This is a genomic window from Fictibacillus macauensis ZFHKF-1 (assembly GCF_000269865.1).
Lineage (GTDB): Bacteria > Bacillota > Bacilli > Bacillales > Fictibacillaceae > Fictibacillus_C > Fictibacillus_C macauensis.
Window position 1 is genome coordinate 135,269 of sequence record NZ_AKKV01000026.1, and the last position, 15,769, is coordinate 151,037.

The window sequence follows — 15,769 nt, forward strand, 5'->3', positions numbered from 1 at the left end:
TCCTTAAATTCTTCCCTGTATATAGGCAACCGCTTCGGTTAAAGCTACCTCTGTTTGCTGACCGGTTGCCATTTCTTTAATCGCAATGACGCCGTTCGCTAATTCATCGTCTCCAAGTACCGCCACGAATTTAGCATTCGTACGATCAGCTGCTTTAAACTGTGCTTTCATTTTCTTATCGCAATAGTCTTTATCTGCTTTTAATCCTGCTTTTCGGAAGCTATACAACAGTGCTGGTGCTTGCGCCTTTGCTGCGTCTCCCATCGTTACAAGATAACAATCTAACGCTGTTTCTACCGGCAACGTAATACCTTCAGCGTCAAGTGCTAGTAGCAAGCGTTCCAAACTCATAGCGAAACCAATTCCTGGCGTTGCAGGTCCGCCCATTTCTTCAGCAAGACCATTATAACGACCGCCGCCACTTAACGTTGTAATCGCTCCAAATCCATCGGCTTCACTCATAATTTCAAAAGCTGTGTGATTATAATAATCCAGGCCACGAACGAGCGTTGGATCAATCACAAAAGGAATATCCATTGCCGTTAAAGTCGCTTTTACCGCTTCAAAATAACGAGCAGAACCTTCATTTAAATAATCATGTATCGATGGCGCGCTCTTCATCAACTCATGCTCACGATCTTTTTTGCAATCCAAAATACGCAGTGGATTACTTTCTAAGCGATTTTGGCAATCAGAGCAAAACTCGCCGATGCGTGGTTGAAAATGAGCAACAAGTGCCTCACGATGCGCTTGGCGGCTTTCTTGATCGCCGAGCGTATTCAAAACAAGCTTCAATTTTGTTAAGCCTAGCTCACGATAGACATCCATTGCCAAAGCCATTACTTCTGCATCAATTGCTGGATCATCACTACCCATCGCCTCAATCCCAAACTGAACAAATTGGCGATAACGGCCCGCTTGGGGACGCTCATAACGAAACATTGGTCCAATATAATAAAGCTTTGTTGGTTGCTGTGGAAGTCCATAAAGTTTATGTTCAACGTACGCTCGTACGGTGCTTGCCGTTCCTTCTGGGCGCAGTGTTAAACTGCGATCGCCACGATCTTTAAAAGTATACATTTCCTTTTGAACGATATCCGTCGTATCCCCAACGCTACGAAGAAAAAGTTCTGTATGTTCAAAAATAGGCGTTCGAATTTCATTGTAATTATATTTACCGCAAATTTCCCGTGCTTTTCCCTCAACATATTGCCATTTTTCAACCGTACCTGGCAAAAGATCTTGTGTTCCTCTTGGAATTTGATAGCCCATTTGTTACATCCTCCTTATCAACTAACCCATATAAAAAAAATACTCCCGTCCCTATTCTTTCTATGAAAAGAAAGAATAGGGACGGGAGTTATTATACCCGCGGTGCCACCCTAAGTTGAAGCTAACACAAGCTTCCGCTTTATTTTGCAATAACGCCTGCTAGCGTTCAACTCTACTTAGGGATGAAAATCCGTTCGAATTGAAACCTCAGAAGTGTCTTTCACAAAGTCATCATTCAGAAATGCTCTCAGCCGGTGGCATTTCCTCTCTTTGAATGTGGAACTTAGCTACTTTTCTCCATCAATGGTGAATTTCATATGAATTGTTTTTTATCTTACGCATGTCTGCAACTATTGTCAACGTTTTTTTATAACTAGTGCCAGATTTTTTGTTTAAACGAGGTCATTCGCATGGAAATCGTAAGCAGTGCTTCTTGATTTCCATCACGCATTACAACATCTTTTTTCATGATATCATTGATGTCGCTTCGGCCATCAATCCATTGCATTCCTGCTTGCTCTTCTTTCTTTCCTCTTTGCAACTGATCCTCATCCTTTCTTTTTCGGTCTATGGTTAGTGTTCCCAAAAAAGAAAGAAAATATGACACTTTTTACTGACTATCTAAAATTAACGTAACAGGTCCATTGTTTTTTAATTCAACGTCCATCATGGCGCCAAAGCGACCTGTTTCAACAGCAATTCCAAGCTCACGAAGCATCTTGTTAAACGTTTCATACAAAGCTTCTGCCTCAGCGGGTTTTGCTGCTTTCATGAAATTAGGACGTCTTCCTTTTTTCGTATCACCATATAACGTAAATTGTGAAACAGAAAGGATGGAACCACCGATATCAAGCAGAGAATGATTCATTTTTCCTTCTTCATCTTCAAAAATACGTAAATGAGCGACTTTTTCCGCTAGATAGGCAGCATCCTTTTCTTCATCACCATGCGTTACCCCCACGAGCAAAAGAAGGCCGCGGCCAATTTGACCTACGACTTCTCCTTCCACTGTGACGGAGGCATGATCGACGCGTTGTAAAACGACTCGCATTGTTCATTCGCTCCTTTACTTATTGCATCACCCGACGAACAGCATAAATGTCAGGAATTCGTTTTATTCTTTCCACTACTTTTTGTAAATGATTAACGTTATGAATCGAAATCGACATGCTAATGGTTGCCATTTTATTACGATCTGAACGACCGGAAACAGCCGTAATATTCGTTTTTGTTTCGCCAACCGCATGCAGCACTTCATTTAACAGTCCTCGGCGATCAAACCCGTTAATTTCTATGTCTACATTATAACTTTTTGGCTTTTCAATACTGCCTTCCCACTCTACAGGAAGTAACCGCGCTTTCACATCAGTTGTCGTGACATTCACACAATCTTGACGGTGAACAGACACTCCTCGGCCTTTCGTTATATAGCCAACAATGTCATCCCCTGGTACCGGGTTACAACATTTCGCTAAGCGAATTAATAAATTATCAATGCCTTTAACGACAATGCCTGAATCAGTTTTCTTTGGTGTTGGTAAGCTTTTCGATTCGCCAACCGCTTCTAGAATTTCTTTATTCTCTTGCTCTTGGTCTTTTTTACGGCGTAGCTTATCGGTTAAGCGCGTCGCAATTTGTGCGCCATTAATTCCGTTATAGCCGACCGCCGCGTACATATCTTCTTCATTGGAAAAATTATATTTGCGTACAATCATCTGCAAGTTATCAGAGGTAAAGACGTCTTTTAACTCAAAGCCTCTATTTATAACTTCACGCTCAATAATTTCTTTTCCTTTTGCGACATTTTCATCTCGGCGCTCGCGTTTGAAAAACTGACGAATTTTATTTTTGGCATGTGAGCTTTGCGTAATTTTTAGCCAGTCTTGACTCGGACCATATGAATGCTTGCTCGTCATAATTTCTATAATATCACCGGTCTTTAACTTATAATCGAGCGTCACCATTTTGCCGTTAACTTTGGCGCCAATACAGCGATTGCCAATTTCAGTATGAATGCGATACGCAAAATCAAGCGGAACAGAGCCGGCCGGCAATTCAATGACATCGCCTTTTGGTGTAAAGACAAATACCATATCAGAAAACAAATCGACCTTTAAGGATTCCATAAACTCTTCCGCATCCGCCACATCATTTTGCCATTCTAATATTTCTCGGAACCAAGAAAGTTTATTCTCAAACGTATCACTCGGCGCTTTTTTAGCCTCTTCTTTATACGCCCAGTGAGCCGCTATCCCGTATTCAGCGACACGGTGCATATCGCCCGTACGAATTTGCACTTCAAGCGGATCACCCTTTGGTCCAATAACGGTCGTATGAAGCGACTGATACATATTTGCCTTTGGCATTGCAATATAATCTTTAAAGCGACCTGGCATCGGCTTCCATGCTGTATGAATAATACCAAGCGCTGCATAGCAGTCTTTTATGTTATGAACAATTACCCGTACCGCTAAAAGATCATAAATTTCATTAAACTGTTTATTTTGTTTAACCATCTTCCGATAAATGCTATAGATATGTTTCGGTCTTCCAGAAATATCCGCTTTAATCTGTACTTCAGTGAGACGGTTTTCGATTTCATTCATTACTTCTTGAACGTATTGCTCACGTTCAGCACGCTTTTGTTTCATGAGATTAACAATCCGATAATATTGCTGCGGATTTAAATACCGTAACGAAACGTCCTCTAGTTCCCATTTAATCGTGGAAATTCCGAGACGGTGAGCAAGTGGTGCAAAAATTTCTAATGTTTCATTGGCTTTTTGAATCTGTTTTTCTTTGGTCATATGCTTTAGCGTGCGCATGTTGTGCAAACGGTCCGCCAGCTTAATTAAGATACAGCGAATGTCCTGTGCCATCGCTACGAACATTTTGCGATGATTTTCCGCCTGCTGTTCTTCTTTTGATTTGAATTTAATCTTCTTAAGCTTCGTTACGCCATCAACAAGCATCGCCACTTCTTCATTGAACCGGTCACTTATGTCCTTTAGAGTGATCGGGGTATCCTCCACGACATCATGAAGAAACCCAGCTGCAACCGTCACAGGATCCATTTGCAATCCAACAAGAATGCCGGCTACTTCTATTGGGTGTTGAATATACGGTTCCCCAGATTTCCGGAACTGCCCCTCATGAGCATCCTTCGCATATTCGTACGCATCATTTAAAAACTCAATGTCTTCTTCGGCAAGATAGCTTCTTGCATTTTGCAACACTTCATCTATTGTCATGAAATCACCTTAGGTAAAAAATTGTATATTGATTCTATTATCATGAAAAAAAACGATGATGTCCAGTAAAAAACGAAAATTGTCGAATTCCCTTTCATTGTAAGCCCTTCTAAAAAAGAAAGAGTACTCACCAAATGACGAGCACTCTTTCTCTATAGATTAATATTGCGTTAACGTGAAGATATCATGCCCTTTTAATTTAGCACGTCCATCTAAGTATGTTAATTCAATCATGAAAGCGATTCCGGCAATCACGCCACCTAATTCTTCAATAAGCTGGATCGTCGCATCAATTGTTCCACCTGTTGCTAACAAGTCATCTGTAATTAATACGCGTTGACCTGGTTTAATCGCGTCTTTATGCATGGTAAGTACATCTTTACCATATTCTAAGCCGTAGCCTACTTTTACCGTTTCACGTGGCAACTTACCTTCTTTACGCACAGGAACAAAGCCTAAGCCAAGCTTGTAAGCAACTGGACATCCAACGATAAAGCCACGTGCTTCTGGCCCAACGATGACATCTACATTTTGTTGTTTCGCATATTCCGCAATATCGTCAACCGCTTTCGCATACACTTCACCATTTTGCATGAGCGTCGTAATATCTTTAAAGCGAATTCCCTCCATTGGGAAATCTTCTACGACAGAAATATATTGTTTGTAATCCATCTTCTTGTCCTCCTGTATTAAGCCTGAGTCCGATTAATATAGTGCTCTAAACTATTCTTTAACTCTTGATAGGAAGAATAAATGAGCTGATTTTCAACTTCTCTTTGTTCTACCGTATTTCGATAAGTTGTTGAATGCGTTAAGTCTTTTTTCTCAGGCCGGTCATGGATAGTAATAACACCATCCTCTATTGTAACAAATTCCAGTTCAGAAAACACTTGTGACATGAAAGGAATTGATTCTTTTGTCCATCCTTTTAAGCGTGCTAACTCTTCTCCATGCTTTTTCATAGCAAATGTGCGGCGTTTGTGTAAAAAACCATAGTACCAGCGAAATTGCTCTCGCGATGGAACCGATGAAAAGAAGGGCTCGTTTTCATTGTAAAACACAACGTACGTTCGCTCTGGTACTTGACCTTCAATTAGATGAAACAGCTCTTCTCTCGTTGTGGGCGCGTCTAAAAAGACAACATAATAGCCTTCTACTGAGAGCGGTTCCTTCCTATCTTGTAGCACAATAATTGCATCAGCAATGGATGCAAACAATGGCAAGGACTTCGTTTCTTCATGAAAAGCTAAAAACAACGTCTGCTGTTTCGGCAACATAGCAAGCTTATCTTGCACATTTTTAATGCCGCGCAAGTCAAAGAGCTGCCACTGATCGACCCTCATATCTTGCAGCATGAGCTGCGGTTTACGATAGCCATTCCATTCATTAATGGAGAGCTCACCAATAACAGACACTGGCGCTTGGAACGTTACTTCTTCAAAAAGCACTCCTTTTTGAAAGCCAATCGCATCTAACTTCGCGCGTCCGTCACTTAACGTCATCTTTAAATGATTGGCTTGCGTGCCGATTTTTTTCATTTCAGAAATAGAAACATTTTGTAGGCGAACGCGTGGTGCTGGATTGCCAACACCAAACGGCGCTAACGTATTCATTTCTTCAATCGTTGAGAGCGTCACATCAGCTAATGAACAATCCACATCAATGCGCGTAACAGGTAAAAAGTCTTCTGCTGTTAATTGCGCTTGTGCTTGCTTTTGTAACCGCGTGCGCAACTCATCTACGTCATGTGCCTGCAGTGTCATACCTGCTGCCATCGGGTGACCACCGAAATGTGGTAAAATATCACGATTGCTTGATAGATTTTCAAACATATCAAAGCCTTCAATACTACGAGCGGAACCTTTGGCAAGTCCGGTACTTGCATCGATGCTTAAGACGATTGTCGGTCGATAATATTTTTCAACCAGACGCGAAGCAACAATCCCGATTACGCCAGCATTCCAGCCTTCTTTAGCCACCACGAGAACCGTGCTCTCATGACGAGGATCCTGTGCTTCCACTTCAGCAATTGCTTCTTCGGTAATTTCCGCAACGATCCCTTGTCGCGTCTTATTCAGCGTGTCAATGTCTTGCGCTAAACGTGTTGCCTCTGCATCGTCTTCCGTAATAAAAAGTTCAACAGCAGGCACAGCCGAATCTAAGCGGCCTGCTGCGTTCACACGAGGACCTATGGCAAAGCCAACATGTTCGGCCGTTAGCACTTCGTCTGCAATGCCAGCGACGGTAAGAAGCGCTCGTAAGCCTTTCTTCGTCGTCCGCTGTAACGCTTTAATGCCTTCTTTTGCAAGAATGCGATTTTCATCAACCAGCGGCACGAGATCAGCAATCGTTCCGATGCAAGCAATATCAAGTAGATGGAGCGGTGGCTGACGCAGAAGTGCATGTGCCACTTTAAAAGCTACGCCTACTCCTGCTAAGCCTTTAAACGGATAAGAACAACCTGGTTTTTTCGGATTTACAATGCTATACGCGTCCGGCAAGACAGGTGGTGGTTCATGGTGATCCGTTACAATAAAATCAAGCTCAATCTCTTTGGCAACGGCTGCTTCATGCACAGCAGAAATGCCTGTATCAACCGTAATAACAAGAGAAAACCCTTCTTCTTTTGCCCAGCGAAGCGCTGGTTCATTCGGTCCGTATCCTTCGGTAAAGCGGTTCGGTATGTAGTAATCGAACAGCGCACCGGCCTCTCTAAGCGCATAAATCATCACAGACGTACTGCTTACGCCGTCTGCATCATAATCTCCAAACACAAGAATCTTTTCCTGACGAGCGATTGCTCGCTCGAGACGCTCAATCGTTTCCTGCATCCCATCTAGTAGAAAGGGATCATAGAAATCATTACTATTGTTTTGTAAAAACCGCTCTGCGCTTTCTTTTGTTTCCATACCTCGGGAAATAAACAGACTCGCTACAAGCGTTGAAATATTTAAGGATGAGGCTAACTCCGTTACTTTTTCTGAATCAGGGGAAGTCATTTTCCACCTAGATTTTGGTTTTAACATACAAAAAATCACCTCGCAACCTACTCATTATACATAAGAGGTTACGAGGTGACAATTGATTTTATTAGGCTTGATTATCTGCTTCTTTTACGCGTGGTTTTTTTAACTGCTTACTTTTAAGCACATACCAAAGTTGTGAAGCAATACAAATGGACGCGTACGTTCCAAACACTAAGCCGATTAAGAGGGCAATGGAGAAGTTACGAATCGATTCATTACCAAAGATTAAGAGCGCCACGACCGTAATTAAAACGGCAACAACGGTATTAATCGAACGCGTTAACGTCTGCATAATGGAGTCATTAATGACTTTATAAAGATCGGCAGTCGTTTTCACTTTCGTAAACTTCATGTTTTCCCGAATGCGGTCAAACGTAATAATCGTATCATGTACCGAATAACCAACAATCGTCAGTACGGCGGCAATGAAGGTAAGATCGACTTCTAATCGTAAAATGCTAAACACAGCAACAATCAAAAAGGCGTTATGCAGCAACCCAACAATCGCCGATATAGACATTAACCATTCAAAGCGGAAACTTATATAAATAATGATGCCGATGGAGGCAATTAATACAGAAATTAACGCGTTACGTGCGAGTTCACGACCCACATCTGGTGATACGGTATTAATGTTCACTGAACCGTATTTTTTCGTTACCATCGTATTTACATTTGCCACTTCTGTTCGTGAAAATTGTCCGATAAACGATACAGTCGCTCGCTCATTGTTCTTACCGGATATAACGGGTTCGCCGTCAGGCTTCAAGGATAATTCTTTGAAATCCGTCTTTAATTGTTCGGCATTTAAATTTTTACCGCCAATTTCTACTCTCGTACCACTTTCAAAATCAATTCCTAGTTTCAGTCCGATCGTTAGTAAGCAAACAATACCGATGATTGTGAGCAAGCCTGAAAAAAGAAAGAATTTCTTTCGTTGCTTCACCACATCAAAATGAAAGTTCGGGTTTCTAAAGCTCATGGATATCACTCTCTTTCACTCCGAAGTAACGCGGCTTTTTGTTGAGGAATTTACTGTTCACCCATAAGCCTAACAAGATTCTAGAAACATAAACGTTCGTAAAGAAACTTGTAATGACGCTGACAATCAAGACAAGAGCAAACCCTTTAACAGAGCTTGTTCCGTATGCAAACAGAACAGATGCCGTAATGATTGATGTTAAGTTTGCATCAAAGATTGGCGCAAAGGAACGCTTTGTTCCTGCTTTATATGCAGACATAATTGATTTTCCTGAGCGAATTTCTTCTTTAATCCGTTCGGCTGTAATAATGTTCGCATCAACCGCCATTCCGACCCCTAAGATAAAGGCGGCAATCCCTGGTAAGGTTAAGACGGCACCCATCCAATAGAAGATTAAAAGGTTTAGGTAAATATAGAAGCTTAACGTCACAATAGCGATTAAGCCTGGGAAGCGATAATAGAAAATCATAAACAAGTAAACAATGATGATGCCAATAATCCCGGCTGTTACGGTTTCATCAAGCGCTTGTTTCCCGAATTTTGCACCAACAGAGTTGGAATACACTTCATCCAATTTTACTGGCAATGCCCCAGCATTAAGGATGTCACGTAAATTGTTAGCTTCTTCTTGAGAGAAACGTCCTTCAATAACGACCGTTTTTTGATCTAATTCTTGGTTAACAGCTGGCGCAGAAATATACTTTGGCTTCTTGCCTTGCTGTTCTTTTTTTGCTTCTTTTGCATAAGAATCGCCTTTAGCATAATCAAGCCAAATGACAAGCTGATTTTTGCCTGGTCCCATTCCTAGTACTTGCTTTGTTACTTTACCGAATTTGTTGCCATCATTTAGCGTTAATTGAACAATCGGTTTTGTTGGTGCGTTTTGATCATACGTAACTTTTGCCGCACCGCCTTTTAAGTCTGAACCGTCAAGCAACACTTTATCATTCACATCACGGAATGTTAACTGCGCTTTCGTGGAAAGTAGCTTTCTCGCTTTGTTTTCATCTTTCACGCCAGCTAGCTGCACGCGAATGCGATTCTTTCCTTCAATCGTAATGTTCGGTTCTGATACCCCAAGGGCATTGACACGACGATCGAGTGCACGAACGGCACTTTTTAGCGTATCTTTGTCAATTGTTTGTCCTTCTTTTGCAGGCTTCACATCATAAAGCACTTCAAATCCACCTTGCAAGTCAAGACCAAGTTTGATTTTTTTTACAATTCCCGTTGTTGTTGATCCTACAATCCCAACCAACACAGCGAAAATGATAAAAAAAGTAATTATCTTGCTCTTTTTTACCATTCCTTCTTTCCTCCTTCATGCTGCCGATCCACTTTACACGCCAAAATAAGTTCATATGTATAGAAAAGTGCAATCTTCCTCATTATAGCGATTGTTATTTTTTTCTGTCAATTTGATTCCGATAAGTTTGTGAAACTTTACATCTTTTCTTGTTGATTGACGCCTCCTTCTTTTTTTACATCCCGCTTATACGCTTCGAGCATTAACCAATTCATAAAGTCCGTTAAGCGCAAATTTAACAATTGACTAGCAAGCTGGTGCAGCTGCATGTCTACCTTTTTCTTGTTCATAACATACAGTGTACATCGCCATATTTCCTCAGGTGTAACACTTTCATACCCAAAAAAATGAAATTCCTCCGCTTTATTTTGCAACACACCTTCCATCTTCGTCTTTAGGCGTTCTAGCTCCGAAGCGTTCAATAGTGTAGCCTCCTTTTATTTTAACATAAAAAAGTTCAACTACTTGTCATGACTGTATAAGCACGTCCATATACATGAGTTACAAGAGAGACATTTACGATAGAAAGCAGGTCGTCTGTATGTCGAAACAAACGCTTATTCAAGGAACGTTATTGCTTATTCTGGCAAGCTTTATCACGAAAGCACTCGGCTTTATTAACCGAATTGTTATTGCACGTGTCATGGGACAAGAAGGGGTCGGTCTTTATATGATGGCCGTTCCCACCTTGCTGCTTGCGATTACGCTCACACGAATGGGTCTCCCGATTGCCATTTCTAAACTCATCGCAGAGGCGGCAGCGATCAATGATCGACAAAAAATTAAAAAGATTTTAATTGTATCACTAAGTATTACTGGTTTTTTAAGCATCGTGATTACCGTAGGCATGGCCTTAGCTGCACCCATCCTATCCACTTTCTTCTTTACCGATGAGCGTGTCTTTTACCCGTTAATCGCCATTACACCAGTAGTACCGATCATTGCCATTTCCTCCGTATTGCGCGGTTATTTTCAAGGCTTACAAAACATGCGCCCTTCTGCGTATTCACAAGTAATCGAACAAGTCGTTCGCATTACGTGCGTTGCTATGTTAACCGGTTTCTTTCTGCAATATGGCGTGCAGTATGCAGCAGCTGGTGCTATGCTTTCCGTCATTCTTGGCGAGCTTGCTTCTCTTCTATACATGTTTTCCATGTTTAAGATGAAAAAAAACATGAAGGTACGCAAAGGCTTTTTTTCTCACTTAAAAAGCAGCAAAGGAACCGTTTCTGAATTGTTAGGCATTGCCTTACCAACGACAGGTAGTCAGCTCATCGGCTCCCTTTCTTATTTTTTTGAACCAATCGTGGCTGTACGCAGCCTGGCGATCGCTGGAGTAAGTACGATTATGGCTACCCGACAATACGGAGAGCTGACGGGTTTTGTCATCCCGCTCTTGTATTTGCCGACCTTTATAACGTATTCGTTATCCGTTTCACTCGTCCCTGCCATTAGTGAAGCAAATGCAAATAAAAAATACGGTCTTATAGAACATCGACTGAATCAAGCCATTCGTTTAGCCATGCTTTCCGGTGGCCTGTCTGCTGTCATTACGTTTGTGTATGCTGTACCACTTATGGACATGATGTATGATTCACCATCTTCAGCAACGTTTGTAAAAATGATGACGCCTCTTTTTTTCTTTTTATACTTTCAAGGGCCGTTACAAGCGGTGTTACAAGCATTAGATTTAGCCAAAGCGGCGATGATGAATAGTTTAATTGGTTCGATTGTCAAGATCGGTGCCATCTTTTTACTCGCTACGCGACCTGAATTCGGGATTATGGGCGTCGCTTTAGCAATCGTGTTCGGCATTGTTGTTGTGACACTGCTTCATTTTGCAACGGTTGTCAAAGCCATTAGCTACACGATTCAAGTAAAAGACTTTTTGAAAAGTGTGCTTGCCATTGGCGGGGCAGGCGTTATTTCTCATCTTTTCTATCGCTATCTCTTTCCTTTCTTTTCACCGCTTCAAAGCCTCTGTCTTGGGCTTGTCATGACCATCGTATGCTACACCATTCTCGCGCTTTGCTTGCGCTTAATTAAGCGCAGTGATTTGAAACAAGTCCCGCTCCTTAAGCGCTGGGTGTAGTACATTATTTTTTTACAAACGCAAAATCACTATTGAAATAAACATAAGGCTGCGACTCAACTTCTCAAGAAGTGTGAGCGCAGCCTTATTTTTTATCCTTTTGATCGACATACAGTGAACCATTGCCATCGACCGTACAAATCGCAATGGATTTTAAATCGGTAACACCTATTTTTTTTAATTGCTGACGAAGCCAAAGAGGAGTGAAACCAAGTTTCGTTAAGTGCTCTTCTTGAATGTTTCCGTCTAATACGACTGGGAACACGAGTGAGGCTGCGTTCTTTTGCTTAGGTGGACTCGACTCTTCTTTCGTAATAACAGATAGCTTTCCAGTCGTTTCTAGAATGCCAAATTCCACATCAGCAATACTTTTAACATTGTTTTCGCGCAATTGCGATAGCAAGTCATCGAAATTATAACGCGACATTTTCATTTCATAATCGTTAACCTTCCCCTTTTCTATGAGAATGGTCGGTTTTCCGTCCGCTAATTCCCGAAACTTCTTACTCCAAAGGGATAGCAAGGAAAAGATAATTTGAATGACAAACATAACAAAAATCCCCGTTAAATGCTTGAGCATCGGCTCTTCTGGATTTTCGATAGATATGACTGCCATCTCTGCAATCATAATAAAAACGATAAAATCAAGGACAGAAAGCTGACCAATTTCCCGTTTACCCATCATGCGAAAGATGCCCAACAAGATGAGATAAATGAAGAGTGTTCGGTAAATAATCGTATAATATTCCATCACTTTCCCTCCTTTCCTTTTTTATAGTGTAGCCATCCTTGTTCAGAACATGAGACGTATGTTTTGTAAGGTCATGAAAAAAATGGATTAATTTCTAAACAGCGTGAATATCGTTATATAAAGGCTTGTTTATAAAGGAGGACAACTTTCATGAAACTAATGGCAACAAGTATGTTTAAAGGCGTCATTGCAATTATTGCTACGATTTTAATTGCTAGCCTCTTATTATCGTTGCTTCTTCGATTCACGTCGATGACCGAAGAATCTGTTAAATGGGTAATTATTGGCTGTTCCTTTCTTGCTTTATTTATCGGGGGCTTTTTATCAGGAAGAAAAGGGAAAGAACGAGGGTTAATTCTCGGAACAGGAACAGCGTTACTTTTTTCTTTGCTCGTCTTTTTCGTGAAATATTTAGGCTACCATACGACGTTCTCTGCAGAACAATACATGTATCATGGCATCTTTCTCGTCCTCTGCATTATAGGAGCTCTCTTCGGAGTGAATACGAGTCGCCCATCGTCTTAAAAGTGTACGCAAAAAAGGTTCAGCTCGAAATTCGAGCTGAACCTTTTTTTATAAAAGATTACACTTCTGTCGTTGGTGCAGGTGCAGATTGACGCACTTCACGAATTGCATTGCGTTCAAATGTTAGCTTAGCGCCATCTTTAGAACGAATTACCGCTGTGTTTTCATCAATCATATCAATTGTGCCGTGTAAGCCGCCAATTGTTACAATTTGATCTCCTTTTTTCAATCCACCTTGCATTGTTTGAACTGCTTTTTGTCGTTTTTGTTGTGGACGAATAAGCAAAAAGTAAAACACGACGAACATTGCAACGATCATAATAATAGAACCCATTTTAGTTTCACCCCTTTCTACTAGTTACGAGCGATCTTTAGAAATTACGAGCATTTGGTTTATTAAAGCCGTAAGCTTCAAAAAACTCTTCACGGAAATCAAGCAAACGATCTTCTCGAATGGCTTGTTTCACTTGTTCCATCAAGTTCACTAAGAAATATAAGTTGTGATAGCTCGTCAAACGGAACCCAAATGTTTCATTGCTTTTCACTAAGTGACGAATGTAAGCACGCGAATAATTTTTACATGTATAGCAATCGCACTTCTCATCAAGCGGTCGGAAGTCACGCGCATACTTTGCATTGCGAACAACAAGACGACCTTCACTCGTCATTAACGTCCCATTACGTGCAATTCTCGTTGGCAATACACAGTCAAACATATCAATTCCACGAATTGCACCATCAATAAGTGAGTCAGGCGAACCCACACCCATTAAATAACGCGGTTTGTTGCTTGGCAAATGAGGCGTCGTAAACTCTAGCACGCGATTCATGACGTCTTTCGGCTCACCGACAGACAACCCACCTACAGCATAACCCGGGAAATCAAGCGACACAAGGTCTTCCGCGCTTTTACGACGAAGATCTTCATATTCGCCCCCTTGCACAATTCCAAATAGGCCTTGATCTTGTGGACGTTGGTGCGCTTCTAAACAACGCTCCGCCCAGCGACTCGTACGCTCTACCGATGCCTTCATATACTCATGAGAAGCAGGATATGGTGGACACTCATCGAAGGCCATCATAATATCGGAACCGAGAGCGTTTTGAATATCCATCGCTCCCTCTGGACTTAAGAATAGCTTTTCTCCACTTAAATGATTGCGAAAATGCACGCCTTCTTCTGTAATTTTTCGTAAATCACTTAAACTAAACACTTGGAAACCACCAGAGTCTGTTAAAATCGAGCGATCCCAATTCATAAATTTATGAAGTCCACCTGCTTCACGAATAATTTCGTGACCTGGTCGTAGCCAAAGGTGATAGGTGTTGCTTAAGATAATATTCGCTCCGAGGTCTTTCACTTCCTCCGGGCTCATCGTTTTTACTGTCGCCAATGTTCCAACCGGCATGAAGACGGGCGTCTCAAATACGCCGTGTGGTGTGTGTACTTTTCCAAGACGTGCCCCAGATTGCTTACACGTTTTGATTAATTCATAGCGAACCGCTGCGGTCATGATTGTTTCTCTCCTTCTAAAATGAGCATCGCATCTCCAAAGCTAAAAAAGCGATACTTCTCTTCAACAGCTTTTTGATAAGCAGCTAAGACGTGTTCTCGCCCAGCGAGCGCACTGATGAGCATAATTAACGTCGATTTTGGCAAATGAAAATTTGTTAACATGCCATCAATCGCTTTAAATTCATAGCCTGGATAAATAAATATATCTGTCCAACCTGAAGCTTTTGTAAAGTCACCATGTTTTTGAGCAATCGTTTCTAATGTGCGCGTAGAAGTCGTACCGACTGAAATAATGCGACCGCCGTTTGCTTTCACCGAACGCAATAGCTCTGCCGTTTCTCTCGTCATTTCGTAATACTCTGCATGCATGTCATGCTCTAAAATGTTATCTACTGACACAGGGCGAAACGTACCAAGACCTACGTGTAACGTTATAAATGTAACATGTACGCCTTTTTGTTTAATCGCTTCTAACAGCTCTTCCGTAAAATGAAGTCCTGCTGTTGGTGCCGCTGCCGAACCTTCATGTTTGGCAAAAACCGTCTGATAACGATCGCGTTCCTCCAGCTGTTCTTTAATGTATGGCGGTAATGGCATTTCTCCAAGTGCATCGAGAATTTCGTAAAAAATACCTTCATACTGAAATTGAAACACACGACCACCTTGATCGGTCTCATCGACACAAGTCGCTTTTAAACGACCGTCACCAAACGAAACGACCGTGCCTTTTTTCACGCGTTTGGCAGGCTTTACAAGGGTTTCCCACGTATCGTTACCAACTTCTTTTAACAACAATACTTCAATCTTCGCTTGTGTTTCTTCTTTTTCACCGAGAAGGCGTGCTGGTAGCACTCTCGTATCGTTTAAAACGAGACAATCTCCTGGTTGAAAATAGTCAATAATATGCTTAAACGTTTCATGCTTTACCTCACCGGTCATCGGGTTTAGTACCATCAAGCGGGATGCGGTGCGATCTAAAAGCGGCGTTTGCGCGATTAGCTCGTCCGGAAGGTTAAAATCAAACATTGTAATATCCATGATCTTCTCC

General features: G+C 41.6%; 13 protein-coding genes, 1 pseudogene and 1 other annotated feature. Of the genes and pseudogenes, 2 read left to right on the plus strand and 12 right to left on the minus strand.

Annotation, left to right across the window (positions count from 1 at the left end; all coding sequences use genetic code 11):
• Positions 1-3: 3 nt before the first annotated feature.
• The 8 genes and pseudogenes from hisS to A374_RS11230 form a co-directional block, all read right to left on the minus strand.
• Positions 4-1,272, minus strand: coding sequence for a histidine--tRNA ligase (hisS, locus tag A374_RS11200; protein ID WP_007202323.1), 1,269 nt, complete (start codon positions 1,270-1,272; stop codon positions 4-6).
• Between the two features lie 74 nt (positions 1,273-1,346).
• Positions 1,347-1,585: a binding site (T-box leader), on the minus strand.
• Between the two features lie 60 nt (positions 1,586-1,645).
• Positions 1,646-1,813 carry a hypothetical protein gene (locus tag A374_RS20645; RefSeq protein WP_156793210.1) on the minus strand — a complete coding sequence of 56 codons (168 nt, stop codon included), beginning with the start codon at positions 1,811-1,813 and terminating at the stop codon, positions 1,646-1,648.
• A 69-nt stretch (positions 1,814-1,882) separates the two neighbouring features.
• Positions 1,883-2,323 (minus strand): D-aminoacyl-tRNA deacylase, encoded by a 441-nt coding sequence (dtd, locus tag A374_RS11205; RefSeq protein ID WP_007202324.1) that lies wholly within the window; start codon positions 2,321-2,323, stop codon positions 1,883-1,885.
• Between the two features lie 19 nt (positions 2,324-2,342).
• A complete protein-coding gene (locus A374_RS11210; RefSeq protein ID WP_007202325.1) occupies positions 2,343-4,523 on the minus strand; it encodes a RelA/SpoT family protein in 2,181 nt (726 codons plus the stop codon).
• Positions 4,524-4,682: 159 nt separating this feature from the next.
• Positions 4,683-5,195, minus strand: a complete 513-nt coding sequence (locus tag A374_RS11215) for an adenine phosphoribosyltransferase (RefSeq protein WP_007202326.1) — start codon at positions 5,193-5,195, stop codon at positions 4,683-4,685.
• 17 nt (positions 5,196-5,212) lie between these two features.
• Positions 5,213-7,549, minus strand: a complete 2,337-nt coding sequence (gene recJ, locus A374_RS11220) for a single-stranded-DNA-specific exonuclease RecJ (RefSeq protein WP_007202327.1) — start codon at positions 7,547-7,549, stop codon at positions 5,213-5,215.
• Between the two features lie 64 nt (positions 7,550-7,613).
• Positions 7,614-9,837 (minus strand): annotated as a pseudogene (gene secDF, locus A374_RS20650) (protein translocase subunit SecDF).
• A gap of 137 nt (positions 9,838-9,974) precedes the next feature.
• Positions 9,975-10,259, minus strand: a complete 285-nt coding sequence (locus A374_RS11230; protein WP_007202330.1) for a post-transcriptional regulator — start codon at positions 10,257-10,259, stop codon at positions 9,975-9,977.
• A 119-nt stretch (positions 10,260-10,378) separates the two neighbouring features.
• On the opposite strand from A374_RS11230, the gene spoVB reads away from it, so the two are divergent.
• A complete protein-coding gene (gene spoVB / locus A374_RS11235; RefSeq protein ID WP_007202331.1) occupies positions 10,379-11,929 on the plus strand; it encodes a stage V sporulation protein B in 1,551 nt (516 codons plus the stop codon).
• 85 nt (positions 11,930-12,014) lie between these two features.
• On the opposite strand, the gene A374_RS11240 is transcribed toward spoVB, so the two are convergent.
• Complete coding sequence (locus tag A374_RS11240) at positions 12,015-12,680, minus strand: DUF421 domain-containing protein (RefSeq protein ID WP_007202332.1); 666 nt, start codon at positions 12,678-12,680, stop codon at positions 12,015-12,017.
• Between the two features lie 150 nt (positions 12,681-12,830).
• On the opposite strand from A374_RS11240, the gene A374_RS11245 reads away from it, so the two are divergent.
• The gene (locus A374_RS11245; protein ID WP_007202333.1) at positions 12,831-13,205 is read left to right on the plus strand and encodes a TIGR04086 family membrane protein; all 375 of its coding nucleotides are present in this window, start codon (positions 12,831-12,833) and stop codon (positions 13,203-13,205) included.
• A 58-nt stretch (positions 13,206-13,263) separates the two neighbouring features.
• Here A374_RS11245 and yajC read toward each other — a convergent pair whose 3' ends face one another.
• From yajC to queA, 3 genes are read right to left on the minus strand one after another with little or no spacing between them, the layout of a single operon-like run.
• Complete coding sequence (gene yajC / locus A374_RS11250) at positions 13,264-13,539, minus strand: preprotein translocase subunit YajC (protein ID WP_007202334.1); 276 nt, start codon at positions 13,537-13,539, stop codon at positions 13,264-13,266.
• A gap of 37 nt (positions 13,540-13,576) precedes the next feature.
• Entirely contained in the window at positions 13,577-14,719 is a 1,143-nt protein-coding gene (gene tgt, locus A374_RS11255; protein ID WP_007202335.1) for a tRNA guanosine(34) transglycosylase Tgt, read from the minus strand.
• A complete protein-coding gene (gene queA, locus A374_RS11260) occupies positions 14,716-15,759 on the minus strand; it encodes a tRNA preQ1(34) S-adenosylmethionine ribosyltransferase-isomerase QueA (protein WP_007202336.1) in 1,044 nt (347 codons plus the stop codon). The genes tgt and queA overlap by 4 nt, the downstream gene beginning before the upstream one ends.
• Between the last annotated feature and the right edge of the window lie 10 nt (positions 15,760-15,769).

Excerpts from the sequence above, each read along its gene's own strand:
- queA (WP_007202336.1), bottom strand. The coding sequence starts at position 15,759 with ATGGATATTACAATGTTTGATTTTAACCTTCCGGACGAGCTAATCGCG.
- dtd (WP_007202324.1), bottom strand. The coding sequence starts at position 2,323 with ATGCGAGTCGTTTTACAACGCGTCGATCATGCCTCCGTCACAGTGGAA.
- A374_RS11245 (WP_007202333.1), top strand. The coding sequence starts at position 12,831 with ATGAAACTAATGGCAACAAGTATGTTTAAAGGCGTCATTGCAATTATT.
- A374_RS11215 (WP_007202326.1), bottom strand. The coding sequence starts at position 5,195 with ATGGATTACAAACAATATATTTCTGTCGTAGAAGATTTCCCAATGGAG.
- spoVB (WP_007202331.1), top strand. The coding sequence starts at position 10,379 with ATGTCGAAACAAACGCTTATTCAAGGAACGTTATTGCTTATTCTGGCA.
- yajC (WP_007202334.1), bottom strand. The coding sequence starts at position 13,539 with ATGGGTTCTATTATTATGATCGTTGCAATGTTCGTCGTGTTTTACTTT.
- A374_RS11240 (WP_007202332.1), bottom strand. The coding sequence starts at position 12,680 with ATGGAATATTATACGATTATTTACCGAACACTCTTCATTTATCTCATC.
- A374_RS11210 (WP_007202325.1), bottom strand. The coding sequence starts at position 4,523 with ATGACAATAGATGAAGTGTTGCAAAATGCAAGAAGCTATCTTGCCGAA.
- tgt (WP_007202335.1), bottom strand. The coding sequence starts at position 14,719 with ATGACCGCAGCGGTTCGCTATGAATTAATCAAAACGTGTAAGCAATCT.
- recJ (WP_007202327.1), bottom strand. The coding sequence starts at position 7,549 with ATGTTAAAACCAAAATCTAGGTGGAAAATGACTTCCCCTGATTCAGAA.
- hisS (WP_007202323.1), bottom strand. The coding sequence starts at position 1,272 with ATGGGCTATCAAATTCCAAGAGGAACACAAGATCTTTTGCCAGGTACG.